Raw genomic sequence first — 24,922 nt, 5'->3', positions numbered from 1 at the left:
AAAGGACCCACACCGATGACATGCACCTCCTGCCGGGCACGAGGTGTCCCCGCGCCACGCGGCGTCACCCGCCACCGGTGGCGACCACCTGTGGTGGCGCTGCTCTGCCTGGCGCTCGTCGCCTCCGCCTGCACCGCCGACCGGGAGGATCCACCGCCGTCGGGCGGGGTCGACCGTCCCGCCCTCGAAGCGGTCGCCGCCACGTTGCCGGCCGATCCGGTGGAGGCGGCCGAACGTCTGGTCACCGAGATCCACGCCGGGGACCCGACCCGGTCGGCGGCGGCCACCGCCGAACTGCTGCGCCGCGCCGGCCACCCGATCGTGTCGGTACGCGGGCCGGTGGTGGCGATGCCCGACCAGGTGGCGCTGCACGACGCACCGGTCTACGCCGAGCTGCTGCCGCTGCTGGCCGCCGCCACCCGGGCGGGGGACCGGTACACGGTGGACCAGTTCGCCGAGCTGCTGGACGCGGTCGGGCTGACCCGGAAGAAGATGACCTTCGCTCAGGTCACCACCGCCGTCGCCGGCTGGGCCCGGGAACCGGACCACCATCCGATCTTCGTCACCGCGGCAGCCGGCGTACGGGCCCTGTCGGGGCACCGGCAGCAGGTGCTGTTCGCCGGGGCCGATCCGGACACGGCGTACCTGGACCCGTTGCAGACGGTCCTGCTGCTCGGGCACGCCACCAGCCGTCTGGTCGAGGTGGTCGACGATGCCCAGCCCCGGGCGGCGGCCCGGCCCGGCGCGTTCGACCGGTTGGTCGGCGGCGGGGTCGCGTACGCCTCGGACGGGCCGTGCAAGGCGCTCACCCGACGGTTCGGGTCGCCGCAGGACCCGGTGGCCAAGGGGATCGTCGACTCGATCAAGGGTTACCTCAAGGACAGCCTGATCAAGAATCTCTCCGACGAGGCGCAGGACCGGGTGGGCAAGGCCGACGAGGTGTGGGGCAAGTCGGCGGCGGCGGCGAGCGCGATCCTGTTGCTGCTGGGCGCCCGCCTCTCGCTGAGCGCCGACAAGACCAGCACGCACTTCAAGCACACGGCGGGCAGCCGGGCCGAACACGTCCTGCTGACCGCGACCGCGACCTTCGACCTGGAGACGGCGCTCGAAAAGATCGACTGCTACGCGTTGGCCGGGGTCTCGGTGCCCAGGAGCGGACCGCTGAAGGACTTCACCGTCCGGTTCAGCAGCATCCAGCCGCAGGTCGGCACCATCCAGAAGGGCGGCACCCAACTGCTGAAGGCGGTCTCGGCGGACAGTGTGACGTCACAACGGGGCGTCAAGACCGGTGCCGACGGCGTAGCCACGCTGGAACTCAAGCCGCCGGTCGAGGATCCGAGCGGCGAGGGCGAGAAGCTGACCGGCCAGGCCACCTACATCGCCTCGCTGGACAAGGAGAGCCTCCCGTTCGAGCTCGGCGACGTCTACGGACTGCTCAGCAACCCGGTCGGCTTCGGCGTGGGCAAGAACTTCGACCTGCTCCGGGACGTCCTGGTCAAGGCGGGCCTGCCGGCACAGCAGATCACCATCGAGGTCACGTACCACGGGTCCGACATCGTGCTGGCCCAGGGCGCGGGCGAGGTCAACCTGATCCTCGCGAAGCTGCCCAAGGTCTACGTCGACCTGGTCAGCTGCGCCGGGCTCGCCGGACCGTTCACCGGCACCGCCGGCTACAGCGGCGCGCAGAGCGGCCAACTGTTGCAGATGGCCGGCGCGGCGACCGGGGTGCACGTCCCGAAGGGCTTCGCCGGCAAGGACAACAGGATCAGCGTCACGCCCAACAACCAGGGCGGCCCGGAGCCCTTCTTCATCATGAAGGGCGAGGGCGGCAACCAGTTCCTCGACGGCGTCCTGCGGTTCTATCCGTTCCTGAACACCCGGGCCGAGATACTCGCGGACTACCGCGTCGGCCGGCCGGTCGGCGACGTCGAGATCCTGCTCGCCGGCAGTTCGTTCCCGTTCAGCAGGCTCTCCTGGCCGGTGGTCCGGGTGACCACCGACCCGCGATGCCCCGAGGTGAGGTACTTCCATGACGAGACGTGACCGGTGGCGCACCGGGGCGGTGACGCTCGGCCTGGCCGTGGTGCTGGCGCTGACCGGCTGCACCGGCGGTGGGTCCACCCCGGACACCGCCCCCGAGGGCCGCCCGGGTGGTGGCGTCGGTGCGACCGACGACGGCGCGCCACCGGCCGCCTTCCCCGGGCTGTACCTCGCCGCCGACGTGGTGCCGGTCGAGTCGTCCGACACCCGGATCACGCTGGCCAGCGGGCGTCGGTGCCGGGACCTGTCCGCGATGCTCGCGGCCGGTCAGTGGCACCGGGTCGACCGGCTCACCTTCGGCAACCTGGGCGGCACCGAGGTGGCCCTGCTGGCCGGCTTCGGCGGGGTCGCGGGTGACCTGCTGCGTCGGGGCGACCGGCTGGTCTTCGCCGGTCTGGAGGGCGATCCGGCCTGCACGGCGACCGTGACCGAGGTGACCCGGGCAGAGATCGGGATCGAGGGCCGGGGGCTGCCGGGGGCGTCACCGGGCTGGGTGGCGACGACCCGGTGCTACCGCTCCAAGGCCGACGGCACGCTGACCGTGAGCCTCTATTTCGACACCGAGGCCAAGGTGGGCGGTCAGGGCCAGTTCGTGCTGACCCGGTCCGGCGACCGGTATCAGGTGGACGACGACACCTCCGCGCTCACCCTGGTCCTGCTGCGCCACTCCGGGCGCTACCTGACCAGCATGTCGGCCGTGTACGCCGAACCACGCCGCCGCCCGGCCGGGCTGAGTCAACTCGTCGCCGGTGACTCGTTCCGGGCCGAGGTGACGGTACGCGACGGGACGGCCGACCGGCCCGCCGGCAGCGTCGAGATCGCCGGCCTGGCCGACGAGAGCCGGGGTGGGGCTGTCTCGGTGTCGCTGCCGTTCGCCTGTGCCCACGTGACCGAGATCCGCTAGCCGGACGGTGGCCCCGGCCCGACAGCGGCGGGCCGTCGAGTCCGAGCGCGCGGGTGCGGAGAGGCCGGGTGTCCCTGCCGGGGGAGCGGCGGGGACACCCGGTGTCCGGTTACAGGTTCTTCTTGTTCAGCAGCAGGTTCGGGGTGCCGGAGAGGCTGCCGGTCACCACACCGCTGGTGCCGTTGGCCACGATCCAGTTGTGCACCGTCGCCTGGCTCGCGTCGCCGTTGGTCGCCTTCCAGAGGGCGGCCACCCCGGCGGCGTGCGGCGTCGCCATCGACGTGCCGTTGAGCGAGGCGGTGGTCGAGGTGGGGTACGTCGAGAGGATGCCCGAGCCGGGGGCATAGATGTCCACGCAGGACCCGACGGAGGAGTAGCTGGCCCGCGCGTCGGTGTTGGTGGTGGCGGCGACCACCAGCGCGGCGGTGAGGTTGCGCGGCAGCCGGTCACACGAGTTGCCGCCGGTGTTGCCGGCGGAGGCGGCCAGGAACACGCCGCTGTTCATCATGTTCGTCAACGCGGTCGCCAGGCTGGCGCTGTAGGTGTAGTTCCAGGAGGCGTTGGCGACTGCGGGCTTGTTGGCGTTGCGGGTGACCCAGTCCACCGCACCGATGGCGGCCGACAGCGTGCCGCCGCCGGAGCAGTTGAGCCACTTCACACCGTACAGCCGGACGTTCTTGGCGACGCCGTGGCTGGTGCCGCCGATGGTGCCGGCGACGTGCGTGCCGTGGCCGTTGCAGTCGGTGTTGTTGGTGTCGATGGCGTTGTAGGCGAACTGGGCGCGGCCGCCGAAGTCGGGGTGGTTGGCCTGGATGCCGCTGTCGATCACGTACGCGTGCACGCCGGTGCCGGTCGAGTTGTAGGTGTAGCTGCGCGACAGCGGCAGGGTGGTCTGATCGATCCGGTCGATGCCCCAGGCCGGCGGGTTGGTCTGGGTGGCGTCGACGACGTCGTACTGGAGCACGTCCCGCTCGATGCTCACCACGTTGGCGTTGTGCGCCAGCTCGGCGACCTGCGCGGCGGTGAGGCGGGCCGCGAAGCCGTTCACCGCGCGGCTGAAGTAGGCCGAGGGGGCGGCCTTGAGCGCGCGGGCCGGCACGGTGGCGTCGGCGCCGGCCTTCATGGTGACGACGTACGCGCCGGGGATCACCGCGACGTCACCGGCGGCCTGCGGAGTGGTGACCGGTACGGCGGCGGCCCGGTACGGTCCGCCCGCGGCCATCGCGGGTTGCGGCAGCGCGAGCAGGCTGGTGACGACGGCGGTCGCGGTGATGCCGGCGGCGAGCACGACACGACGCCGACGAGGTAGGCGTGCTTGTGACACGGAGCCTCCTTGGAAGCAGACCATCCGTCGTGGATGATCTTCGATGTCAGGAGGCTAGCGGGGTGCGGGCCGACATATAAGTCTGTGGATGTTACGGATTGGTACCGAGGTAGGTCGCGGGTGACAGACGCCGGGCCCTAGTCCAGGTACCCGCGCAGCGCCGTGCGGCTGCGCGGCAGTCCGTGCTCGGCGACCAGCATCGAGACGTTGCCGAACTCCACCCCGTCGAGCAGCCAGGGGCCGGTCGCCTGGGCCAGCGTCTCGGCGAGACGCCGCTGCTGGGACGTCAACGCCGTGGCCGGGGTCCCGGCCGGTAGCGGCCCGTCCGGGAACGCGGACCGCAGCGCCTCGCCCAGCACGGTCAACGCCCGCTCGCCGTCCACGCCGGGCAACCGGTGCAGCAGCGCGTCGAACGCGCGGTCGGCGTACCCGGGGCCGAGATGCCGCAGCGCGAGCGCCGCGTAGCCGGCCAGGTCGCCGTCGAGGAACGGCACCCACCCGTCGTCCGGCGCCGCTCCGTCGGGCGGGTCGGCGGCCCAGGCGAGCAGCGTCTCGGCGGTCACCTCGTCGGCCCGCGCGCCGAGCACCCGGGCCCGCCCGACCGCGGCGGCCCACCGCACCCTCGGGTCCGGGTCGTCGAGCAGCCCGATGTCCGGCGCAGCACCGAGCAGGCCGCCGGCCACCAGCATGGACGCCCTCCCGGCTGGACCCGCCCCGGCCATCGCGCCGGCCAGCGCGGGCAGGCTGCCGGCGGCCTCCTCCGGAAACCAGGCCAGCGCGTAAGCCGCCGGCACGTGCAGCCCCGGATCGGCCTCGTCGAGCAGCCGGTGCAGCAGCGGCACCCCGGCGCGTACCGCGTCGTAGACCGCCAGATGCGTGTACGCCCACAGTCGATCCCGGTCGGCCTCGGTGAGGGATTCGAGGTAGGTGTACTCGACGTACTCCTTCGGTGCCCCATTCCCTCCGCGCGACGGCGGCGGCTTGGCGGCGAGCAGTTCCCGCCCACCCTCGGCGGCCCGACGGAACGCGGCCACCGGGACACCGTCCGGCAGTGCCGTGGCGTCCTGGCCGATCGCCAGAGCGGCCAGCAGCCCGACGACGTCCCCCCGTTCCGGGACGGCCGGATCGGCGAGCAGTTCCAGCAGGAACGGCACCGCGTACGCGCTCGCCTGGAAGCGATTGCCCTGGTGGACGATGGTGGTATAGAGGCTGCCGAGCGTCTCCATCCGGACGTCCGGGTCGAGTGAGGTCAGGTCCCGCAGATATCCGGGCACATCGTCGGCGGCGCCGTAGGCGTGGCCGAGGCGCCGCCACTCGATCTCGTCAAGCCCGTCGAGCACGCCCCATCGTCTCCCGCCTCCGGTGCCGTTCCGTCGTCGGGGGTAGCTCATCGACTTCTTGCTATGTTATCGCTCACAGGTTACCGTCCCTACGGGAGTGAGGGGCACGCGCCAGCGCTCGGCCGCGCTCGTGAATCGGCGCGGCCGAGCGCAGGGCACCAGGCCGGTCGACGGGCATCCCGGCCGTACCCACCACCACGGCGCCCCGCGCCGCCCGCGCGTCCACGCGACGCGGAATGGAGTAACACGATGTCCAGGCGTAGATCGTTCTTCGGGCCTGTGCTGCTCGCAGCCCTTCTCCTGGTGGCCGCCGCCGCGACGGCGGTGACCGGCAACCTCGGTCGCACCGCCGCCGCAGCCGAGGTCGGCACGCTCGCCGCGACCGCCGGGTGCGGCAAGACCCCGACCCTGCGCAGCGGTACGCACACCATCCAGAGCAACGGCAAGAGCCGCAGCTTCATCCTGCGGGTGCCCGACAACTACCAGAACAGCAACCCGTACCGGCTGGTCTTCGGTTTCCACTGGCGCGGCGGGACGGCCACCGACGTCGCCACCGGCCAGACCGTGCAGCGGGACGCCTGGGCCTACTACGGACTGCTGGCCCTGTCGAACAACAGCACCATCTTCGTCGCGCCGCAGGGATTGAACAACGGATGGGGCAACTCCGGCGGCGAGGACATCACCTTCGTCGACGACATGCTCCGGGTGATCGAGGCGGATCTCTGCGTGGAGACCACCCAGCGCTTCGCCCTCGGCTTCAGCTGGGGCGGCGGGATGAGCTACGCGGTCGCCTGCGCCCGGCCGAACGTGTTCCGCGCGGTCGCCGTGTACGCCGGTGGCCAGATCAGCGGATGCAGCGGCGGCACCGGCCGGATCGCCTACTTCGGGGCGCACGGCATCCGGGACAACGTCCTCGGCATCGCCGGTGGCCGCTCCCTGCGCGACCGGTTCGTCGGCAACAACGGGTGCACCCCGCAGAACCCGCCGGAGCCGAGCCAGGGCAGCCTGACCCACCGGACCACCACGTACTCCGGATGCGCCGCCGGCTACCCGGTCGTCTGGGCGGCGTTCGACGAGGGACACATCGCCGCACCGCAGGACGGCGCTCCCGGTGACAGTGGCTCGCGGACCTGGCTGCCGGGCGAGACCTGGCGCTTCTTCACCCAGTTCGGCGGCACCACCCCGCCGCCGACCACCACCCCGCCCACCACGACCCCGCCGACCACCCCGCCGCCGACCACCCCGCCCCCGGGTGGTGCGTCGTGCCGGGTCACCGCCACGATCAACGCCTGGAACAACGGCCTGACCGAGGACCTCACCATCACCAACACTGGCAGTTCGGCGGTGAACGGATGGTCGCTGGTCTTCACGCTGCCCTCCGGGCAGACCATCACCGGGGGCTGGAACGCCAGCTACTCGCCGACCTCCGGGCAGGTGACCGCGAGGAACGTCTCCTACAACGGCACCATCGCCCCCAACGCGTCGGTCAGCATCGGGTTCCAGGCCAACCACACCGGCAACACGGCCCGCCCCGGTGCGTTCACGCTCAACGGCGCCACCTGCACCGTCGCCTGACCGTTGCGGTGCCTGCTTCATCGTGGCGGTGTAGCTGTCGGCGCGTCGGCGTGTCGTACAGCCACACTGCCACGATCAGGGATGGGCTGGCCGGGGCGGCGGGAGGACTAGGCTGCGGCGGTGCCGTTGACCTTTCCCGCGCATCTCGCGCCGGTGCTGGCGCTCAAGGTCTGGCGGCCACGGTGGTGCGACGGGGTGGCACTGAGCACCGGTGCCGTGGCCCCGGACGTCGCGTACCTGGCCGCCGGGGCGGACGGTCGCACCTTCGCCGACACCCACTCCTGGCCCGCCCTGTTCTGGTGGTGCCTGCCCGTGGCGGTGGCGTACGCGGCGGTGGTCCGGTTCGCCGGTCCCGACGTCGCGGTCCACCTGCCCGGGAACCGGTGGTTCGGCTGGCGGGGGTACGCGCTGCGGGGACCGGTGCTGCCGCACCGCCTGTGGATCACGGTCGGGTCGGCGGTGCTCGGCGCGGCGAGCCACCTCGGTTGGGACTGGCTCACGCACACCGACGACTGGCTGCGGGTGCTGTTCGGTGTCGACTGGTCCCGGGTCAGCGGCGTGGCCTGGTGGACCGTGTCGGACCTGACGAGCACGGTCGTCGGCAGCGCGCTGGCGGTCGTACTCGTGGCTCGGATCGGTCGGCGCGGCGGACGGCAGGCGGACGGCGGTGCCGTCCCGACCCGCCGGCCGGCGCTGTTCTGGGGTGTCGCCGGGGCGGTCGCCGTCGCCGGTGCGGCGTGCGTGGCGGCGCTGCCCGGTGCCGACCTGCTCGCGCCGACCGGCGTCCGGCTGTTGCACGTCGCCGCGCTGGCGCTGCTGGCCGGTGGCCTGGCGGTGCGGGTCAGCTCGGGCGGGCGGCGCGACGTCTGGCGGCGTACGGCAGGGCGAACAGGTACAGGCCGGTGACGAGCAGCAGGAAGAGCGGTGGCAGGGGCAGGAAGTACACCCACTCGGCCGGTTCCTGCTGCCGCAGGGCGACGACGGTGACGATGACGACGGCCACCGTGAAGACGATCGACGTCCACCGGTGCACCTGACGGATCCATGCGTTGCCCCTCACCGGAGCCTCCCTCCGGACCGCGCCGCCGCACCGGCACTCTGCCGGTGGGTGCGCGACCGGAAATCAGGCTATGGGCGAGGCGCTGACCTGCGCTTCTCGATTCCTGACCGGTCCGTGCACCGGTTGCCGCTGGGCCATCCCGGAGGCCCGGAAGGTCACCCTGGCGGCCCGCCAGGGTGACCCGACGGTCCGCCGAGCCATGGCGACCGGCGAGGTTCAGGGCTTGCGGCCCACCGCACCGTACGCGTCGATCGCCACCGCGTCCGGGTCCGCCGGGCGCCACAGCGGGATCGGCACCAGGCCCGGCTCGACCAGTGTCAGCCCCTCGAAGCAGGTGCCGAGCTGCTCGGGGCTGCGCAGGATGTACGGCACACCGCCGCTCTGGGCCAACCGTTCCGCGCCGGAGACGACCTCGGGACTGGTGTCGGTGCCGTCCCAGAGCACGAGGTGGCTGCCGGAGGCGGTGGCCTCCATGGTCCGGCCGACGATGGCGCGTACCACGTCGAGGTTCGGCTCGTAGCCCATCACGCCCATGTACATCACCGCGACGGGCTGGTCGAAGTCGAGCGTTTTGGCGGCCTCGGCGAGGATCTTCTCGGGGTCGTGGTAGTCGGCGGGCACGTACGTGGTGACGCCCTCGGAGGTGGTGCTGGACAGCAGCGCGCGGGCGTGGACCAGCACCATCGGGTCGTTGTCGACGTAGACGATGCGCGAGTCGGGCGCGATGGACTGGGCGACCTCGTGGGTGTTCTGCATCGTGGGCAGGCCGGTGCCGATGTCGAGGAACTGTCGGACGCCCGCCTCGGCGGCCAGGTAGCGCACCGCCTGGATGAGGAACTTGCGCGACTGCTGGGCCATCACCACGATCTCGGGGTAGACCTCCGCCACGGCGTCACCGGCGGCGCGGTCGGACTGGAAGTTGTCCTTTCCGCCCATCCAGTAGTTCCAGATCCGGGCGGCGTGCGGCACCTCGGGCTGGAGCTTCGCGGCGAGTTCGGGATCCGGGCTGGCCATGCCTAGCTCCTGTCGACGGGATCGGGTGACGGACCTGTGCTCGATTGGATCATCGTATCCAGGGTCCGTCCACTGTCGAAGGTGAACATACCGCCTCGGGCGGGAATCCCATGCCCCTCCACCTTGCCCGCAGGTGACAGTCTTCGGGTGGTGGGAAGCCTGATGGCGCAACTGCCTGCCCTGCTCGGTGTGTTGATCGGCACCGTCGGCACGATCGTCGCCACCTCGCTGGCCGACCGGTCGCGCTGGCGGCGTACCCAGACGGTGCGCTGGGACGAACGGCGGCTCGACGCGTACGCCGAGTTCGCCCGCGCGCTCAAGGAGGTGCACGCCACCTCCGGCCGGCTGTTGCCCGGATGGCGAGGGGTGCCGGTGGACCGCGAGCGGGAGCTGGCCAACCTCGTCGAGGCCGACTTCCGCCACACCCTGGCCTGGGAGAACGTGCTGCTGCTCGGCGACGGCCCGACGGTGACCGCGGCACGGGCGTGGCGCGACGCGGTCTGGGCGATCGAGCGCGTCGCCCAGGGCAGGCCCACCGACGACCTGGCGGCGCTGCTGCACCAGGCCAACGAGGCCCGCGACCACTTCTACGACGCGGCCCGGAACGGCCTCGGTGTGGGCGGCGGTTCGGTCGCCCAGGCCACCCTGTTGCAGGGCCGCCTGGGCGACCGGGACCTCCCGTCCACCGCGACCCGACCCCCCGTCGACCGCCCGGCCGGGTCGCGGTGACGCGGCCGGGTCAGCCTCCGTGGTCGTGGTGGAGCGCGCCCGGTGCCTGACCGGGCTCGACGACCACGAACTGCCCCATCATTCCCTGGTCCTCGTGCCACAACAGGTGACAGTGGTACATGTACGGCACGGTCGGGTCCGCGTACTCGGTGAACCGCATGATCAGCCGGAACCGCACCTCCGGCGGGAGATAGATGGTGTCCTTCCATCCGGCGAGTTCCGGCGCGGGATCCCGACCGTCCACGCTGAGCACCTGGAACTGCACGTCGTGCACGTGGAAGTTGTGCGGCTGGTGGTGGCCGTTCCAGACCTCCCAGACCTCGGTGGTGTCCACCGTGACCACGGTGTCGATCCGGTTCATGTCCATCGCCTGGCGGTTGATCAGGTTGTTGCGCAGCTCGAACCGCCTCGTCGCGGCAGCCGAGGACGGATCCAGCGCGTCGATGCGCGCCAACTGCGTCGGCAGCGCCCCCGCCGGCGTCAGCCGGGTCGCCGCCCGCAGCAGCAGGACGTCCAACGTGTCGGCCGCGCCGACGCTGCGCTCCCGGCCCGCCGCCAGACCGAGCTGCTGTGGGTACGACCGCAGCGTCGTCGTCTCACCCGCCGCCATCGTGACGACGACCTCCACCCGTTCACCCGGAGTGAGCAGCACACGCGTCATCTCGACGGGCGCGCGGAGCAGTCCGCCGTCGCTGGCGATCACGGCGAAGCCGCGACCGTCGGCGAACCCGAGCGAGTAGCTGCGCGCGGTCGAGGCGTTGAGCAGCCGCAACCGGGTGCGCTCGGCGGTGACGTCGAGCACCGGCCCGACCGTACCGTTGACCAGGATCGTGTCGCCGACCATGCCGTTGTCGCGCCGGGACGTCTCCAGGAGGCGACCCTTCGCGTCGAAGGTCTTGTCCTGGACGATGACCGGGATGTCGTCGACGCCGTACTCGCGGGGCAGGTCGAGCGCGGACTCCTCGTCGTCGTCCACGATGAACAACCCGCCCATGCCCCGGTAGACGTGCCGCTCGGTCTTCCCGTGCGGATGCGGGTGGTACCAGAGCGTCGCGGCCGGCTGGTCGACCCGCCACGACGGTGACCAGACACCACCGGGCGGCACCATCTGGTGCGGTCCACCGTCCGCGGCGGCGGGCAGGTGCATACCGTGCCAGTGCAGCGTGGTCGCCTCGTTGAGCCGGTTGGTGAGATCGATCCGCACCGTCTCGCCGCGCCGGGCCCGCAGCGTGGGACCGAGCAGCGGCCCGTTGATCCCCCAGGTCTCCGCGTCGCCACCGGGCATCAGGGCGGTACGCCCGGACTGGGCGGTGAGGTCGAAGACGGTGACCCCGTCCTGGCGGGTCGACCGGGCGAGCTCGGGAATGCGCAGCGGGTTGCGGAAGTCCACCGTGCCCGAGGTGTCGATCGGCCCCCGTGGCGCGAAGATGTCGCAGCCGGTGACCGAGGCGATCGCGCCCGCACCGGCCCCGAGTGCGCCGAGCCGCAACAGTGCCCGGCGGCTCACGCCGGGGGAGGGGCGGCTCACGACCATGCCTTTCGGTCTGCCGCGACGTCTGCGGGCCGGGTGGCGGCGAGCGGAAACTCGACGGCGCGGGCATCCGCGTGGCCGCTGGCGGCGGGGCGGTCGGAGGTGGTGGGGCGGTCGGAGGCGGTGCGTCCGGGGGCGCGCGGGCGTCGGAACAGGGTGATGCCGCAGAGCAGCAGCGAACCGAGGAGGATGCCGACACCGAGCGGCACGTGGATCACCAGGATGTCGGCGTACCCCATGCCGAGCTGGAAGGTCTCGGCGGCGAAGAGCAGCAGCGCCAGCACCGGTGCCCAGAGGGTGCCGCCGCCGGGCCGCCACCACAGCACACCTAGCGGGATCAACGCCATCGACAACGAGACGATGACGCCGCCGTTCGCGCCGTGCAGCAGCAGCGCCGTGCCGTCCCCGTCCAGGCTCCAACCGGCCAGGAAGGGTTGCAGGCAGGCCAGGGTGGCGTGCCCGACGACCCCGACGACGAGCAGCACCCGCACGATCCGGTTGAACACCCTGATGCGGGTCGAGGGCTCAGGCACGCGTCGCCCCCGGACCGTACGGGGACTCCGGCCGCTGCGGGACGCGATAGGCGTACTGCTCGCGGGCGGCTTTGGCGCCCATCCGGAGGAAGAAGCCCAGGGTGAGGTCGCGGAAGAGATTGCCGGCGGCGGAGCTGGCCTTGCGGTCGCCGATCTGGCGGCCGAACCGCACGATCTTCTCGGCGCGGCTCTTGCGCTCGGCCACGAAGCCGGCGAAGGCGGTCTCCGGCCGACGCCCGGTGCCCAGGTGGCGGGCCAGCACCACCGCGTCCTCGATGGCCAGGCTCGCCCCCTGGCCGGTGGACGGGCTGACCGCGTGCGCGGCGTCGCCGACGAGACAGACGGTGCTCGTGTGCCAGGCCGGCAGGTCGGGCAGGTCGTACAGCGGCCAGGCGCCGAGCGAGCGGTTCGCCGCGCCGAGCACAGCCCGGATCGGTGCCGGATCATCGGCGTGCAGCTCCCGGATCCTCGTCATCCAGTCCTGGTGGTCGAGGTTGTCGAACTCGGTGCGCTCCGGCTCGTCGCGCCGGGGCACGTTGGTGAACCAGTAGGCGAGCGAGTCCCGCACCACGTAGCCGAAGAACGCCCGGTGACCGAAGTACATCTGCTGGCGGCTGGTGTCGGGCAGGTCCACCGTCGTCCAGCCGCCGCAGTCGACGATGCCGGTGTATCTCGGTCGGGGCGCGTCGGGCCAGGTGAGCCGCCGTACCGTGGACCAGATCCCGTCGGCGCCGATCACCGCGTCGACCTCGACGGTCTCGTCGTCGGCGAAGACGGCGGTGACCCCGGCCGCGTGGTGGCGCAGGTCGACCAGGCGCGCGCCGAAACGGTAGCGAGCGCCGGCCGCCTGGGCGCGCCGGGTGAGTTCGGCGTGCAGCCGGGCCCGCCGGAGCACGACCCCCCGCGCACCGTACCGGTCGAGGTCGTGCTCCCCGGCCAGCTCCGCGATACGCCGGCCCCGGGCGTTGTGCATGTCCAGCCCCGACACCTCGAAGCCCTCGGCGGCGCTGGGCACGTCGCCGAGCCCGATCGCCCGCAGCGCGTTCACCCCGTTGGGCGCCAGCGTCAGGAAAGCGCCGCCCAGCGCCGCCCGGCTGTGGCGAGCCTCCGCCACCAGTGGGTCGAACCCGGCCTGCCGCAGCGCGACGGCAAGTGTCGCACCGGCGATCCCCCCGCCGACGACGAGAATCCTCATGATCAAGCCCCCGTAAAATGTTTCGTTCGACCGAACGAACGATTGGAAGTTAGCATGGTGCCATGAGCGGGTCAACGCAGGAGGAACCGGCCCGAACCGAGGCGCTGGGCGCGTTGGCCGACTCCGGCCGCCTGCTCAGCACGGCGATGGTGCTGTTCCACACGAACCTGTCCCGGCGGGTCGGCCTCGGCCCGACCGAGGAGAAGGTCCTCGAACTCGTCCAGCGGCACGGTCACCCGTCGGTGAGCGAGTTGGCCGAGCAGACCGGCCTGGCCAAGAACTCGATCAGCGACGTGCTCGACCGGCTGGAGAGCAAGGGCTTCGTCACCCGCGAACCCCACCCCCGCGACGGCCGCAAGGTCGCCATCGTCGCCACCGAGGAGGGCATCGCCCGGATCGGCCGCCTGTTCATCGGCATGATGACCCGACTCGGCCAACTGAACGCCGAGTACCGCACCGAGGAGTTGGCGCTGATCGCCGAGTACCAACGCCGCGCCGCCGAGATCCAGGCCGCCGAGGCCCGAAACCTGGCCGACGGCGCCACCTGACCGGCTCTGGTCGCCCGGTCTGTGGGGTGAGACCGGTCAGGTCGGGTGGGCCAGTCGGATGGGACCGATCAGGTCGGGTGGGCCGATCAGGCCGGTGGGTCGGGTGGACTGGTCAGGCGGGATGGGCGGGTTGGTCGAGGATGGCGCTGAAGCGCTCCTCGGCCAGGTCGAGCTGGTCGAGGATGTGCCGCCGCACGGCAGGGGAGAGCGGAGTGTCCGTGCGGGTGACGAGATCGCGGTAGACCGGCACGAGAGGCCGGTACTTCCGCGCCAACGACTCGACCTTCGGCCCGACCGAGTGGATCACGCCGACCCCGTTGTCCGTGAAGTCGGAGATCTTGACGACCCGCGCCCACGGCTCCCGCTCCAGGCTGGCGGCGACGTGCTCGTGGTACTGCTCGTTGCGGTCCCGCCCCGGATCCCACGGCGGATTCGTCACCGCCGCCACCAGCCGCGCCACCCGGGACCCGAACCGCTCCGCGAGCACCTCCAGCGCCGCCCCGGTCTGGTCGGACACGCTCAGTTCGTCGGCTCCGCTCGCTTCTTCGCACCCGGCCAGCTCGGCCGGGTGGTCCTCGACCGCGTCGTGGAGCAGGCCGGCGACGATCACGTCGACGTCGCGTACCTCGTAGTAGTGCACCATCCGGATGGCCACCCGCAGCAGGTGGTTGACGTACGGCTCGCGGGATCGTCGGTCGTCCCGGTGCAGCCTTGAGGCCAGTGCCAACGCCTCGTCGAGGCGCTGCTGACCCTTCTCGTCGAAGACCTTGATCTCCAGCCGGAACCGCTCCCGCAGACCGGCCTCGCCGTGCATCTCGGTGATCGCGTGCATCGGCATGGTGGCCAGATACGGTGGCAGTTCCATCCGTCTCTTATAACCGATCGCCCCCACCGGTAGGGGGACGGCCGGTGCGCCCCGAACCACTCGGCGCGCCGCCGCTGCCCTCTTATCGTGGCAGTGTGGCTGTTCCCGCAGCGGCGTGTCGAGCAGCCACACTGCCACGATCCGGGAGGCACATCCCCGGCCGCCATAGCAGATGGAGGGCCGGGGGTGGGGGTTGTCCACAGCGGGCCGTCCATCCACAGGTACCGGGGTCTGTGGCTGCGCGAGCTGGGGGCTGGGTGGCACGGTCAGGGGCGTGGACGTGGTCTTGGCGGAACTGGTGGAGCGCGGGCACGGCCTGGTGACCCGGGCCGTCGCCGAACAGGTCGTGCCGCCGTGGATCCTGCAACGGGCGTGCACCAACGGTGAGCTGGTGCGGGTACTGCCCGAGGTGTTCACGGCAGCACACCTTCTTGACGAACGGAACAATCGCGCGGCCAGCCCACCGCTCAGCCACATCGGCCCGGACCTCGGCCGGCGTGCGGTCGCTGCCTGGATTCGCGAACGTGGCGCGCTCAGTCACCTCACCGCCCTCGACGTCTGGGGGTTGCGTGCACAACTGCCCGGGGACCTGCTACACGTGAGCACGCCGGCCCCCAGCGGCCTACGAAGCTGGCCCGGAGTCCGGGTGCACCGACGACGCCACTTCAGCCTCACCTCACCGGCGGTGGCGGTACGACAGGGACTGCCGGTGACCACCATCGAGCGAGCCCTCGTCGACTCCTGGCCGATGCTCTCCCCGGCGGAACGTCGGACGCCGATGATCAGGGCGGTGAACGACCGACTGACCACCCCCGAGCGGTTGCGGGCCGCGCTCGATGACACGACGCGGGTGCCGGGCCGGGCAGGGCTCAGCACACTGCTGACCAGGCTCGCCGACGGCTGCCGCAGTCCGTTGGAGATCTGGGGACACGAGCGGGTCTTCATCGGCCCGGGAATGCCGACGTTCCAGCGGCAGGTGCGCGTCCGGCTCGGTCGGCGCACCGTCTACCTCGACCTCTACGCCGAACCGGAACGCGTCAACATCGAACTCGACGGCGCCACCACCCACGGTGACCCACGACAGCGTGAGATCGACCTGCGCCGCGACGCCCAACTGGCAGCGCTCGGCATCCTGGTGGTCCGCTTCGCCCATCGTCGGCTCGTGCGTGAGCCGGAGACCGTACGCCGGGAGACCCTCGCCATCCTGGCCAGCCGTCGACCTTGCTGATCCCCGGCACCGCACGTGCTCATCCGTCAACGGTCGACCACCGCCCTGCGGCGACGCGCCGAAGGGCGAACGAGCCTTACCGACTGCGGCAGAGTGCTGCCGGCGGGGCGGAGACCGGCGAGTTGGACGTAGATCTCGCGTTTGGCGGTGGCGTTGCCGCGCCGGTCGATGACGTACCCGGTCAGCCAGATCCAACCGTCGTACGCCTGTCGGTCACTGGTCGAGACGACGCGCAGGGTCAGTGCCCGGCCTCCGGCGAACTGCACCGACGCGCGACCGTCGATCCGAAGCAGGTCGCCGGGGGCCGGGCGCGCGGTCACCAGCGGGCCTGGTTCGGTGGTCGGCAGTGCCGGGCGTGCATCGACTGCCAGTCGCGCAGGGCCCGCTTGAGCCGCTCGTTCTCCTGGGCGAGCGTACGGACCTGCCGGTGCAGCTCGGCCAGCTCGTCGCCGACCGTGGCCTGGAACTCGCGTACCTGATCGGGGTCGACCCCACGGCGACGCGGGGCGAACGTGTGGTTGCGTACCTCGTGCGGGGTCAGTCGGGTCGGGCGACCGGTCCCGTAGGGCTGGCCACCTCGATACACCTGGGCCACGACGGTCCTTTCCTTGGGGAAGGCTGGAGCGCGGAGGGTCGGTGCGGTGGTGCGTGGAAGGGCGGACCGTGCGTGGCCGGCGTCCGCACGGCCCGCCCGCTCGGCCGCCGCAGCCCGTTCGGCGGTACGACGACAGAGCAGCTCACTGGGCCGGGACGGGCACGCGCACCCGCCCCGACCAGGGGGAATGCCTCTGCTCCTCGTTGCCACGCAAGGGGAGAGGCGTGATTCAACTTAGCTGTCCCAGTCACCTGAGTCAAACGGTGAGTTGTTGTGGAGTGTCGTTGCGTGATCGAATTGGCGTGCCACGCAAGGGGAAGGTCATGCCGATCACCGCCGACTACATCCGGATCGCCGACGAGATCGTTGCCGACATCAGAGCCAACCGGCTCACGCCGGGGGACAGGCTGCCCTCGATTGCGCAGCTTGCGGCGAAGTACAAGGTCAGTCCGTCAACGGTCAAGCAGGTCTACGTGCGGCTGGAAGCACTTCGGGTGATCTGGCGGCACCAGGGTAAGGGTGTCTTCGTCAACGACCCCAAGCTCTGGATGCGGGAGCCGTAGGTAGCGGCTCGGCGGCGGAGACAGCCCTAACGGGTACCCCGTCCCGTGAGCGGGACGTGGAGTCGTCGCGTGGCCGAACGGAAGCTGCTCTTGTCGGACCTGCAGGAGACGCAAGCGTCGATGGTGTGCGGCTTCACCAAGAGCATCGACTGGATCGAGTCGGCGGCGTTCGAGACGGTGATCCTCAACCGGCTCGTCAACGGCGGCAAGGTCAACAGCGCCGAGCTGCTGGCACGCTCGGCGCGCTGGGCGCCGTTGGCGCAGCACCTCGGGTTCCGGGTGGTTTACAAGAATGGGGGCCAGCCGCTGCCGACTATGCGGCCCTCCAAGGAATCCGACGTGGGACTGTAAGAGGGTGCGACGTGGTCTCGGACTCGTCATCCCGGTCACGCCTGTTTCCGGGCTCAGGGGTTGGTTGACGGGAATCTGACCTTGCGCGGTCCGATGTGGAGAAACCGATAGGGTTGCTCACGGCAAGCAGGCGAACTCGTGCCGTGACCGTGTGACCGATCGCCTCCGGGGGTGTGCGATGGCGCCGAGCAAGCGACAGGCCGTCCTGATCGGAGTCAACCAGTGCGGCTACGACGTGCAACTGCCCGCGCTGCGGTATGCCGAGAGTGACGCACAGGATCTCCGGGCCGTGTTGCTCGACCAGGACTACGGCACCTTCCATGACGGTGACGTCAAGATGTTCATCGGCGCGGACGCCAGGTGGCGTGACATCAAAGCCTATCTGCGCGGGATCGCCTTCGAGTCGGGCCCCTCGGATGTGCTGCTGGTCTACTTCGCCGGCCATGCGCTGGTGCCGGAGTGGAACGAGCAACTCGACGCGTACCTGGTCACTGCGGATCTGGATCCGGACGCGCTGCCCCGGGAGCCGGACAACGGCCTGCGGATGTCGTTCCTCAAGCGGGATGTGTTCGAGGCGTTCGCCGGCACCTCGTTCCTGGTGTTGGACTGCTGCCAGGCGGGCATCTATGCGGACGCCGACCGGCGACATGCGGCGGCGATAGAGACCTACCGCACCCAGGTCGACCGGCACAGTGCGCTGCTGGCGTGCCCGAAGGGCGGGGTGGCCCGGGAGAGCACCGACTACGGGCACGGCGTGTTGACCCACCACGTCCTGCGGGCACTGCGTGGCGAGGCGGCGGACGAGGCTCGCCGGGTGTCGTTCGCCCGGATGGCGGCGTTCGTGTCCGAGCAGGGCATCGACCCGCCGCCGGCCCAGTGGGTGAAGACCTACGGGCCGGCGATCCCGCTGACTCAGCCGCCGGTGTCGCGGCACGATCGTCAGACGTTCAACACGCCGGCGAATCCCGGCGTCATCCGGCCCTGCAAGAACCCGCTGGAAGACCACGCGAACTCCATCATGCAGTTGCTCGGCCGGATGTTCCGTGGCGCGAACCGGCCGAGTCACCATGCCCAGCAGGTCGAACTCATCCGGTACGCGGTGGACGCGGACTCGGTGGCGGTGGTGCAGTTCGCCGGGGATGGCATCAGCGTGGTGGACAAGACCTCCAGGTTCGATGTCGAGATGCTCCGGCCGATGCTGGAACTCGCCGCCGACGAGGCCGTGCAGTACCGCACCTCGATGCCGGGTCATGTGGTCGCCGACGGGGCCCGTCGGCGCATACTCTGCGTACCCGTCAAGGCCGTGGACGACAGACTGGTCGCCTACGCCGTAGTCGACCCGGCCCCCGCGCAACTGGAGATGGGCGAGCCGCTCGCGGTGATCCTGCGGGCGGTCTGGGACTCCGACCCGATCAACAAGCCGGTCGAGTCCGAGATGATCGTCATGACGGCGCTGCGGGCCGCGTTCGGCCGGATGCCGACACCGGTGTACGAATACGCCTTCACCAGCTACCAGAAGCTGGTCGACTCGCTGACCATGGTCTTCCAACCGGTGGTGGAGTTGAGCCGACATCCCACCGGGGTGGGGGTGTACAGCTTCGAGGCACTGGCCCGCCGTAAGGAGGGCGACACCGGAGCACCGATGGCGGTCCTGCAGATGGCGCACCAGTGGGGCGACCGGTTCATCATCGAGCGTGACGCACTGCTCGTCTCGAAGGCCATCCGCTCGTACGCCAAGGCCGCCGTCGCCGCCAACTGGCAGGGCATCAAACCGCTGTCGGTGAACGTGGCGGTCCGCTCGCTGTTGCGGGACTCGTATCTGCATCAGGTGAACCGGGCACTCGTCGAGGCGGACGTCAACCCGCAGACCCTCACCCTGGAGATCTCCGAGCAGGATCCGATCATGCCGGGGCCGGGTGAGGACTGGCCGCAGAAGCCGCTGGAGTACTTCCACCGTCGTCTCACCACGCTGGCCCGGGATCTGCACATCAACTTCGCCGTCGACGACTTCGGTGTGGGCCACGCGTCGCTGGCGCGGATGGCCGAGCTGCGGCTCACCCAGATCAAGGTCGACCGGGCGGTCCTGCACCACCCACTGGCCGTCGAGGAGTTGGAACTGGTGGCGAAAGTGGCCCGCTACGCCCGTGACCAGGGCGATGCTCCCCATCCGCGAGCTGTCGTCGTCGAGGGGTACGACGAGAAGGCACCGATCACCCTGAAGCAGATCTGGGATGTCGGCATCCACCACGTCCAGGGTTACTTCTGCGGGGCGGTGGCGTCCACGAGCCTGCAACCACTCGACCGGCAGATCCAGGAAGAGATCGCAGCCCAGGTCAAAGGAGAACGATGAGCGTCGTCAAGCTGGAGTTGCCGCCGGACGTGCTGCACGAGATAGACCTGCCGTACGAGGGAATTCGTGGCCTGGACGCCCTCACGCTGGCCGTCGAAGGGGTCGCGGTGATGGCCAACCTCGCCACCCTGGCCGCTGTGCAGCCACAACTGGGCGCGTTGGTCGTCGCGATCCGCAACTGGCGGCTGCGCGACGACCGGCAGACCGTCGTGTTGACGGTCAAGGGCCGTGGTGTCGACATGCGGATCGACCTGCCGCGCAATGTGGATACCGCGATGCTGCTGAAGCACCTGCAGCCGATCTTCGAGGAAAAAAGGTGACGTGTCTCCTGCGGATCCGGGACTTCATCCACCGGCACGAGCGAGTTGCCATTCCTGCCCGGCTCTGACGCCACGATCAGGATCTACCGCGCCTTCGCCATCCGGGCGGTGAGGTCGAGGGCGGCGCGGATCGGGTCGTCGGACCAGCGGCTGGCGAACACGTCGTGCAGGCGCCACCCGGCGCGGGCCAGGGTGCGGTGCCGCTCCACGTGGGCGGCCACCCCGTCCGGGTGCACGCCGCAGATCACTGCGACCGCGTCCGCGTCGGCGCCGACGCAGAGGTCGATCCGCCAGCGGCCGACCGGGTAGCCGGGGCGTACCGGCACGCCGATCCGGTCGAGTTCGACGGCGACGGCGTGGGCCCACGGCTCGGACGCGGGTGCGTCGGGAGCGCTGGACACCGGCGGCTGGGCGGCGTACCGGAGGTAGTCGGCGACGATGCCGTCGGGGGCGCGCAGCGAGGTGACCACCGTGAGGTGCCGCCGGGCGCGGGTGACCATGACGTTGAACAGGTTCGGGTCGGCCAGGAAGCGGTGCCGGCCCGGCGGGTCGTCGTCGACCAGCCCCAGCGAGACGATCACCACGTCGGCCTCGCTGCCCTGGAAGGCGTGCACCGTCCCGGAGCGCAGGCCGAGCCGTTCGATCTCGTCGACGTCGTACGCCGAGAGCAACGCCGCCTCCACCGCGTCGGCCTGTGCGCGGAACGGGCTGATCACCGCGATGCCGCCGCCGGGCGGCTGGGCGGCGAGCTTCCCGATCAGGTCGAGTACGGCGTCCACCTCGGCCCGGTTGACGCCGTCGACCACGGCGGCGTCGGTGGTGGTCAGCACGTCGATGGCGTCGGTGCGCTCGGTGCGGGGGTGCCGGGTGACCAGCTTGAGTCGGTCGCCATAGAACCGCCGTGCGGAGAAGCCGATCAGGTGCGGCGTGGACCGGTAGTGCTCGCCGAGCCAGGTGACCGGTGCGGCACCGGCCGCCAGGTCGAAGGCGCTTGATCGGCGTACGTCGAGCCGGTCGGCGAAGCGGTCCAGCCCGTGCCGGTGCAGGGTGGCGGTCACGTCCTCGTCGGAGACGAAGGAGACGAACCGTAACTGGCGCGGGTCACCGGCGACCAGGGCGTGCCGGGCCCGGGCCAGCACCGGGGCGGCCCGCAACTGGTCGACGTGCGCCGCCTCGTCCAGCACGATCAGATCGAACATGCCGGACACCGGCGGCAGCAGGTCCTCCACGTCGGCCACCGTGCCCACCCAGAGCGGCAGGGCCCGGACCAGTGCCTCAGCGTCCAGCCCGGCGAGCATCTCGCGGCGACGGTTGCGACCGGCCCGCAGGGCGGTGCCCAGGGCACCGGCGGCCCGGCGGGCGTCGCCGGTCCACCGTCGCGCGCTGGTGACCTGGTGTCGCAGCGCGGTGCCGACCGCCTCGGCCAGCGCGGCGTCCGCCTCGGCCAGCGCCGACCAGGCGGCCGACAGGTCGGTGCCGCCGACCGCCGGCAGTCGCGCCGCCGCCCGTACCGCCTCGGCGGCCTCCACCGCCGCCCGCAGCCGTTGCGCGGGTAGCTCGGGACCGGCGCCGGTCAGCCGTTGAAGCCGCCGGGCGGCCCGGGCCCGACGCAGCCGGGACCACCAGCCGGTAGCCGCCCGGCCCGTGTCGGCCAAGGCCCTCCGGATCGCGGCGAGGTCGGCGTCCGGCGTGAAGACCCCCGGAGCGTCGTGGCCCAGCGCCGGCAGCAGCGGCTGCCAGCCGGGCAGGGTGGCGGCGAGCCGTTCCTGCTCCAACGCGGCGCTGATGCCGGACCGGACGGCGCTCACCCGGTACCGGGCGGCGGCCACGGCGGCGGCGTCGTCCCGCAACTGGGCGTCGTCCACTCCGACCGCGATGCCACCGGCGAGGTCGGCGGCGACGGTCTCCCGTCGCTCGGCGTCGCCGAAGAGGACCGGGGGCGGGCCGGGATGCCGCCGCAGCAGTTCGCCGAGCACCTCTGCGGCGTGCGCGGACTGCGTCGCCACCAGCACCGACCCGCCCCGGCCCACGGTGTCGAGGGCGGCGGCGACCAGAGCATGACTCTTGCCGTTGCCGGGCGCGCCGGAGACCACCACCACCGCCTCGGTCCGGGTCCGCCGGACCACGTCCCGCTGCGCCTCGTTCAGCGCCAGCGGCGACAGTACGTCGTCCCCCTCCGCACCTCCGCCGGTGCCTGTGCCGGTGCTGCCTGTGCCTGTGCCTGTGCTGCTGCTGGGCGGCGTACCGGCTGGGCCGAGGTAGATCCGGGTCAGGGCAGTCTCGGCCAATCCGGGGCGGCCCGCCCAGTTGAGCAGGGTGTCCCGCAGCCGACCGGCGAACACGTCCCGGGTGACGAACAACGCCGCCGAGGCCACGCCGGTCAGGGTCGTCTCGTCGACGCGGCGCGGTGGCCTCGGCACGACCCGGTCGACCGTCAGACCGGCGGCCTGGGCCGCCGTGGTCACCCAGGCAGCCGTGCCGGGCGCGGTCAGCCAGCCGGGGCCGGCCAGCCCCGGCGCGGCCTCCAGCCGGGCGGCGAGGTCCCGATCCTCGATCAGCGAGGTCAACTCAAGGTCACCGGCGGGAACCACCCGGTAGGCGCGCCGCCCGCGCTCCAGGCGTACCGGTTGAGCCAGCAGCGGCAGTCGGACGCGACGCCGCGTCCCCGCGACGTCGACGCCGCCGATCAGGAACGCCAGCCCCAGCCGCAGGATCCGCTCGTCGCGGTGCAGTGCGTCCAGCGCCGCCAGCCGATCCAGTCGGGCGGTACGCGGACCCCGGTGCGGCTCGGGCAACCAGATCAGCGGACGCCCGGTCCCGGACACGTCGAACACCCGCTCCGCGCCGGCCGGAGCCAGGTCGGCGAGAGCGGTGAGGATCGTCGCCGCGCGCATCGCCCGCCGATTCTGCCGTACGCCGTCCCGACCGGCCGCCCGTGTGCCCCGATCTGCGGGCTTGACTGGTCGGTCTGGCCTGCTTCGCCGGGCTTGGCGGGTCGGCCCGGCCTGGTTCGCCGGGCGCGGCGGGTAGGCCCGGCCTGGTTCGCCGGGCGCGGCGGGTAGGCCTGGATATTCCACTCGGCCCCCTTTGCTCTGCTTCACCCCACGCACTGGTTCCACCCGGAAACCGTTGCGTCGGGTGAAGCAGAGCAAAGGGGGCCGACGAGGGGAGTGGTGGCGGCGGACGACCGGCGGTGCACCAGTCCGGCCGCTGCGTGGGGGCACCGGGTGGAGACGGCGGTGGGCGGGAGCCGTCGACGGCTCCCGCCCACGTGGCGGTCGGTTGTCAGGCGTACGTCTCGAACTCGGCGACCCTCGGGGTACCGCTGGAACTGGTGATCTCGAAGGTGACCTTGCTGAGCGAGGTCGAGGCGAAGCTGATCACACCGGCGGTGGTGCCGGAGGCGAGTACCGCCCCGTTGCCGTGGTTGATCAGACGCCAGCCCCGGATGTTGCCCACGGAGCCGGACGCCTCACGGATGTTGACCCGGGAGATCGTCCTGGCGGAGTCCCACTTGATCGAGATGGAACCCGTCGCGCCCGACGGCGACCAGGCGGTGCTCATGTTGCCGTCCCGGACGTCGCCGTAGCTGGTGCCGCTGGCCTTGCTGGAACCGTCGGAGCCGGCACCGATGCTCAGGTTGGTGCCGCTCGGCGGATTCGTCGGCCCGGGGGTGGGGCTGTTGGTCGGTCCCGGGGTGGGGGTGGTCGGTCCGGGCGTCGGTCCGGTCGTCGGGTTCGTCGGCGTGCAGTTGCCGTTCGACGTCCGGATGCCCTTGTTGGCGCCGGCCGTGTCCCGGACGATGTTCGGCACGCAGCTCGCCGCATCCATCCGGTACGAGTAGGGGATGCTGACGCTGGTGTTGGACGTCGGGTTGGGGCCGGCGGGGTTGTTGTCGCCGCTCCGGGCCGACCAGGTGACGTTGTCGAAGGTGTTGCCGCTGACCTGCCAGTAGCCGGCCTCGCTGGTGTAGAACGTGCCGAGCACGTCCTTGGCGTTCTGGAAGTAGTTGTTCTCCACCTTGGCCTGGCCGCCGGCCCGCGAGTTGATGCCGGACTCGTTGATCCGCAGGTAGTGGTTGTTGTAGATGTGGGCCTGCCCGCCGCGCAGCAGGGGCACCCGCGAGTCGATGTTCTCGTACAGGTTGTTGTGGTACGTGACGAAGCCGTTCGAGCGGTCGCTCTCGCTGGAGCCGATCAGGCCGCCACGACCCGAGTTGCGCAGGATGCTGTACGACAGCGTCACGTACTGGGTGTCGTTCTTCATGTCGAAGAGGCCGTCGAAGCCCTCCGACTCGCCGCCGGAGGCCTCCAGGGTGACGTGGTCGACCCAGACGTTGCGGACGCCGCTCTCCATGCCGATCGCGTCACCGCCGTTGGAGGTGGGCGAGCCGGACTTCTTGACGTTCCGCACCGTCACGTTCTGGATGATGATGTTGCGGGCCTCGCGGATGTGGATGCCGAGCTGGTCGAAGACGGCACCGTTGCCCACCCCGAGGATGGTGACGTTGCTGATCTGCTTGAGCTCGATCACGTCGGCGGCGGTGTTGCAGCTCGACCCGGACACCTTGGTGGTGTTGCCGTGGTTGATGGTCCCCTCCACCTGGATGGTGATCGGGGTGCTGCTGCTGGCCCGGTTGCACAGGGCCGCGTGGATCTGGGTGCCGGTGGTGGCGCGTACCGTCTGACCGCCCGCGCCGCCGGTGGTGCCCCCGTTGCGGGTGGCGAAACCGGTGGCGCTGCCGACGGCGGCCGACGCCTGGGGGGTCACCAGGGTCACGCAGACCGCGGCGCCCACGGCCGTCGCGGACAGCCCCGCGAGGAGTCGCAGTGCGACTGTTCGTCTCATTCCTTGCCT

General features: G+C 71.3%; 23 protein-coding genes. 11 read left to right on the top strand and 12 right to left on the bottom strand.

Annotation, left to right across the window (positions count from 1 at the left end):
• Nucleotides 1-15 precede the first annotated feature (15 nt).
• Both ACZ31C_RS24810 and ACZ31C_RS24805 read left to right on the top strand, forming a co-directional pair.
• Nucleotides 16-2,043: a serine/threonine-protein kinase gene (locus ACZ31C_RS24810; RefSeq protein WP_465797300.1), complete on the top strand. Its 2,028-nt coding sequence runs from the start codon at nt 16-18 to the stop codon at nt 2,041-2,043.
• Nucleotides 2,030-2,944, top strand: a complete 915-nt coding sequence (locus ACZ31C_RS24805; RefSeq protein WP_465797299.1) for a hypothetical protein — start codon at nt 2,030-2,032, stop codon at nt 2,942-2,944. Before ACZ31C_RS24810 ends, ACZ31C_RS24805 begins: the two co-directional genes overlap by 14 nt.
• Before the next feature lie 109 nt (nt 2,945-3,053).
• Here the strand turns inward: ACZ31C_RS24805 and ACZ31C_RS24800 are convergent, their stop codons facing one another.
• Together ACZ31C_RS24800 and ACZ31C_RS24795 are read right to left on the bottom strand one after the other, a co-directional pair.
• A complete protein-coding gene (locus tag ACZ31C_RS24800; protein ID WP_465797298.1) occupies nt 3,054-4,268 on the bottom strand; it encodes a S8 family peptidase in 1,215 nt (404 codons plus the stop codon).
• 137 nt (nt 4,269-4,405) lie between these two features.
• Entirely contained in the window at nt 4,406-5,608 is a 1,203-nt protein-coding gene (locus tag ACZ31C_RS24795; RefSeq protein ID WP_465797297.1) for a hypothetical protein, read from the bottom strand.
• A 249-nt stretch (nt 5,609-5,857) separates the two neighbouring features.
• Between ACZ31C_RS24795 and ACZ31C_RS24790 the strand changes: the two genes are divergently transcribed.
• Together ACZ31C_RS24790 and ACZ31C_RS24785 are read left to right on the top strand one after the other, a co-directional pair.
• Nucleotides 5,858-7,183: a CE1 family esterase gene (locus ACZ31C_RS24790; protein ID WP_465797296.1), complete on the top strand. Its 1,326-nt coding sequence runs from the start codon at nt 5,858-5,860 to the stop codon at nt 7,181-7,183.
• A 120-nt stretch (nt 7,184-7,303) separates the two neighbouring features.
• Nucleotides 7,304-8,089, top strand: a complete 786-nt coding sequence (locus tag ACZ31C_RS24785) for a DUF4184 family protein (protein WP_465797295.1) — start codon at nt 7,304-7,306, stop codon at nt 8,087-8,089.
• Here ACZ31C_RS24785 and ACZ31C_RS24780 read toward each other — a convergent pair.
• Together ACZ31C_RS24780 and ACZ31C_RS24775 are read right to left on the bottom strand one after the other, a co-directional pair.
• Complete coding sequence (locus ACZ31C_RS24780; RefSeq protein ID WP_465797294.1) at nt 8,025-8,243, bottom strand: hypothetical protein; 219 nt, start codon at nt 8,241-8,243, stop codon at nt 8,025-8,027. The genes ACZ31C_RS24785 and ACZ31C_RS24780 overlap by 65 nt on opposite strands.
• Nucleotides 8,244-8,459: 216 nt before the next feature.
• Nucleotides 8,460-9,257, bottom strand: a complete 798-nt coding sequence (locus ACZ31C_RS24775) for an SAM-dependent methyltransferase (RefSeq protein WP_465797293.1) — start codon at nt 9,255-9,257, stop codon at nt 8,460-8,462.
• 147 nt (nt 9,258-9,404) lie between these two features.
• On the opposite strand from ACZ31C_RS24775, the gene ACZ31C_RS24770 reads away from it, so the two are divergent.
• Nucleotides 9,405-9,986, top strand: a complete 582-nt coding sequence (locus tag ACZ31C_RS24770; RefSeq protein WP_465797292.1) for a hypothetical protein — start codon at nt 9,405-9,407, stop codon at nt 9,984-9,986.
• A gap of 10 nt (nt 9,987-9,996) precedes the next feature.
• Here ACZ31C_RS24770 and ACZ31C_RS24765 read toward each other — a convergent pair whose 3' ends face one another.
• Genes ACZ31C_RS24765 through ACZ31C_RS24755 form a run of 3 tightly spaced genes read right to left on the bottom strand, consistent with a single transcriptional unit; the run spans nt 9,997 to nt 13,245 of the window.
• Nucleotides 9,997-11,514 carry a multicopper oxidase family protein gene (locus ACZ31C_RS24765; protein WP_465797291.1) on the bottom strand — a complete coding sequence of 506 codons (1,518 nt, stop codon included), beginning with the start codon at nt 11,512-11,514 and terminating at the stop codon, nt 9,997-9,999.
• Complete coding sequence (locus ACZ31C_RS24760) at nt 11,511-12,050, bottom strand: hypothetical protein (protein ID WP_465797290.1); 540 nt, start codon at nt 12,048-12,050, stop codon at nt 11,511-11,513. The genes ACZ31C_RS24765 and ACZ31C_RS24760 overlap by 4 nt, the downstream gene beginning before the upstream one ends.
• Nucleotides 12,043-13,245, bottom strand: coding sequence for an FAD-dependent monooxygenase (locus ACZ31C_RS24755; RefSeq protein ID WP_465797289.1), 1,203 nt, complete (start codon nt 13,243-13,245; stop codon nt 12,043-12,045). Before ACZ31C_RS24755 ends, ACZ31C_RS24760 begins: the two co-directional genes overlap by 8 nt.
• A 62-nt stretch (nt 13,246-13,307) precedes the next feature.
• On the opposite strand from ACZ31C_RS24755, the gene ACZ31C_RS24750 reads away from it, so the two are divergent.
• On the top strand, nt 13,308-13,793 hold the full coding sequence (locus ACZ31C_RS24750; RefSeq protein WP_465797288.1) for a MarR family transcriptional regulator: 486 nt from the start codon (nt 13,308-13,310) through the stop codon (nt 13,791-13,793).
• Between the two features lie 112 nt (nt 13,794-13,905).
• On the opposite strand, the gene ACZ31C_RS24745 is transcribed toward ACZ31C_RS24750, so the two are convergent.
• On the bottom strand, nt 13,906-14,658 hold the full coding sequence (locus ACZ31C_RS24745) for an HD domain-containing protein (protein WP_465797287.1): 753 nt from the start codon (nt 14,656-14,658) through the stop codon (nt 13,906-13,908).
• 274 nt (nt 14,659-14,932) lie between these two features.
• Between ACZ31C_RS24745 and ACZ31C_RS24740 the strand changes: the two genes are divergently transcribed.
• Entirely contained in the window at nt 14,933-15,886 is a 954-nt protein-coding gene (locus ACZ31C_RS24740) for a DUF559 domain-containing protein (RefSeq protein ID WP_465797286.1), read from the top strand.
• Nucleotides 15,887-15,912: 26 nt separating this feature from the next.
• Here ACZ31C_RS24740 and ACZ31C_RS24735 read toward each other — a convergent pair whose 3' ends face one another.
• Both ACZ31C_RS24735 and ACZ31C_RS24730 read right to left on the bottom strand, forming a co-directional pair.
• Nucleotides 15,913-16,206, bottom strand: coding sequence for a hypothetical protein (locus ACZ31C_RS24735; RefSeq protein WP_465797285.1), 294 nt, complete (start codon nt 16,204-16,206; stop codon nt 15,913-15,915).
• Nucleotides 16,203-16,481, bottom strand: a complete 279-nt coding sequence (locus ACZ31C_RS24730; protein WP_465797284.1) for a DivIVA domain-containing protein — start codon at nt 16,479-16,481, stop codon at nt 16,203-16,205. Before ACZ31C_RS24730 ends, ACZ31C_RS24735 begins: the two co-directional genes overlap by 4 nt.
• Nucleotides 16,482-16,804: 323 nt before the next feature.
• Here ACZ31C_RS24730 and ACZ31C_RS24725 point away from each other — a divergent pair, with 323 nt between their 5' ends.
• The 4 genes from ACZ31C_RS24725 (at nt 16,805) to ACZ31C_RS24710 (ending at nt 20,065) form a co-directional block, all read left to right on the top strand.
• The gene (locus ACZ31C_RS24725; RefSeq protein WP_465797283.1) at nt 16,805-17,044 is read left to right on the top strand and encodes a winged helix-turn-helix domain-containing protein; all 240 of its coding nucleotides are present in this window, start codon (nt 16,805-16,807) and stop codon (nt 17,042-17,044) included.
• 69 nt (nt 17,045-17,113) lie between these two features.
• Nucleotides 17,114-17,395 carry a hypothetical protein gene (locus ACZ31C_RS24720; protein ID WP_465797282.1) on the top strand — a complete coding sequence of 94 codons (282 nt, stop codon included), beginning with the start codon at nt 17,114-17,116 and terminating at the stop codon, nt 17,393-17,395.
• A gap of 178 nt (nt 17,396-17,573) precedes the next feature.
• Nucleotides 17,574-19,745 carry an EAL domain-containing protein gene (locus tag ACZ31C_RS24715; protein ID WP_465797281.1) on the top strand — a complete coding sequence of 724 codons (2,172 nt, stop codon included), beginning with the start codon at nt 17,574-17,576 and terminating at the stop codon, nt 19,743-19,745.
• Complete coding sequence (locus ACZ31C_RS24710) at nt 19,742-20,065, top strand: hypothetical protein (RefSeq protein WP_465797280.1); 324 nt, start codon at nt 19,742-19,744, stop codon at nt 20,063-20,065. The genes ACZ31C_RS24715 and ACZ31C_RS24710 overlap by 4 nt, the downstream gene beginning before the upstream one ends.
• A gap of 83 nt (nt 20,066-20,148) precedes the next feature.
• Here ACZ31C_RS24710 and ACZ31C_RS24705 read toward each other — a convergent pair whose 3' ends face one another.
• Both ACZ31C_RS24705 and ACZ31C_RS24700 read right to left on the bottom strand, forming a co-directional pair.
• Complete coding sequence (locus ACZ31C_RS24705) at nt 20,149-22,959, bottom strand: AAA domain-containing protein (RefSeq protein WP_465797279.1); 2,811 nt, start codon at nt 22,957-22,959, stop codon at nt 20,149-20,151.
• Between the two features lie 391 nt (nt 22,960-23,350).
• Nucleotides 23,351-24,913, bottom strand: coding sequence for a pectate lyase family protein (locus ACZ31C_RS24700; protein WP_465797278.1), 1,563 nt, complete (start codon nt 24,911-24,913; stop codon nt 23,351-23,353).
• Between the last annotated feature and the right edge of the window lie 9 nt (nt 24,914-24,922).

The organism is Micromonospora sp. NPDC023869 (assembly GCF_055559695.1).
Note: the sequence above shows the minus strand (reverse complement) of the source record. Positions and strands in the feature narration are given on the sequence as shown.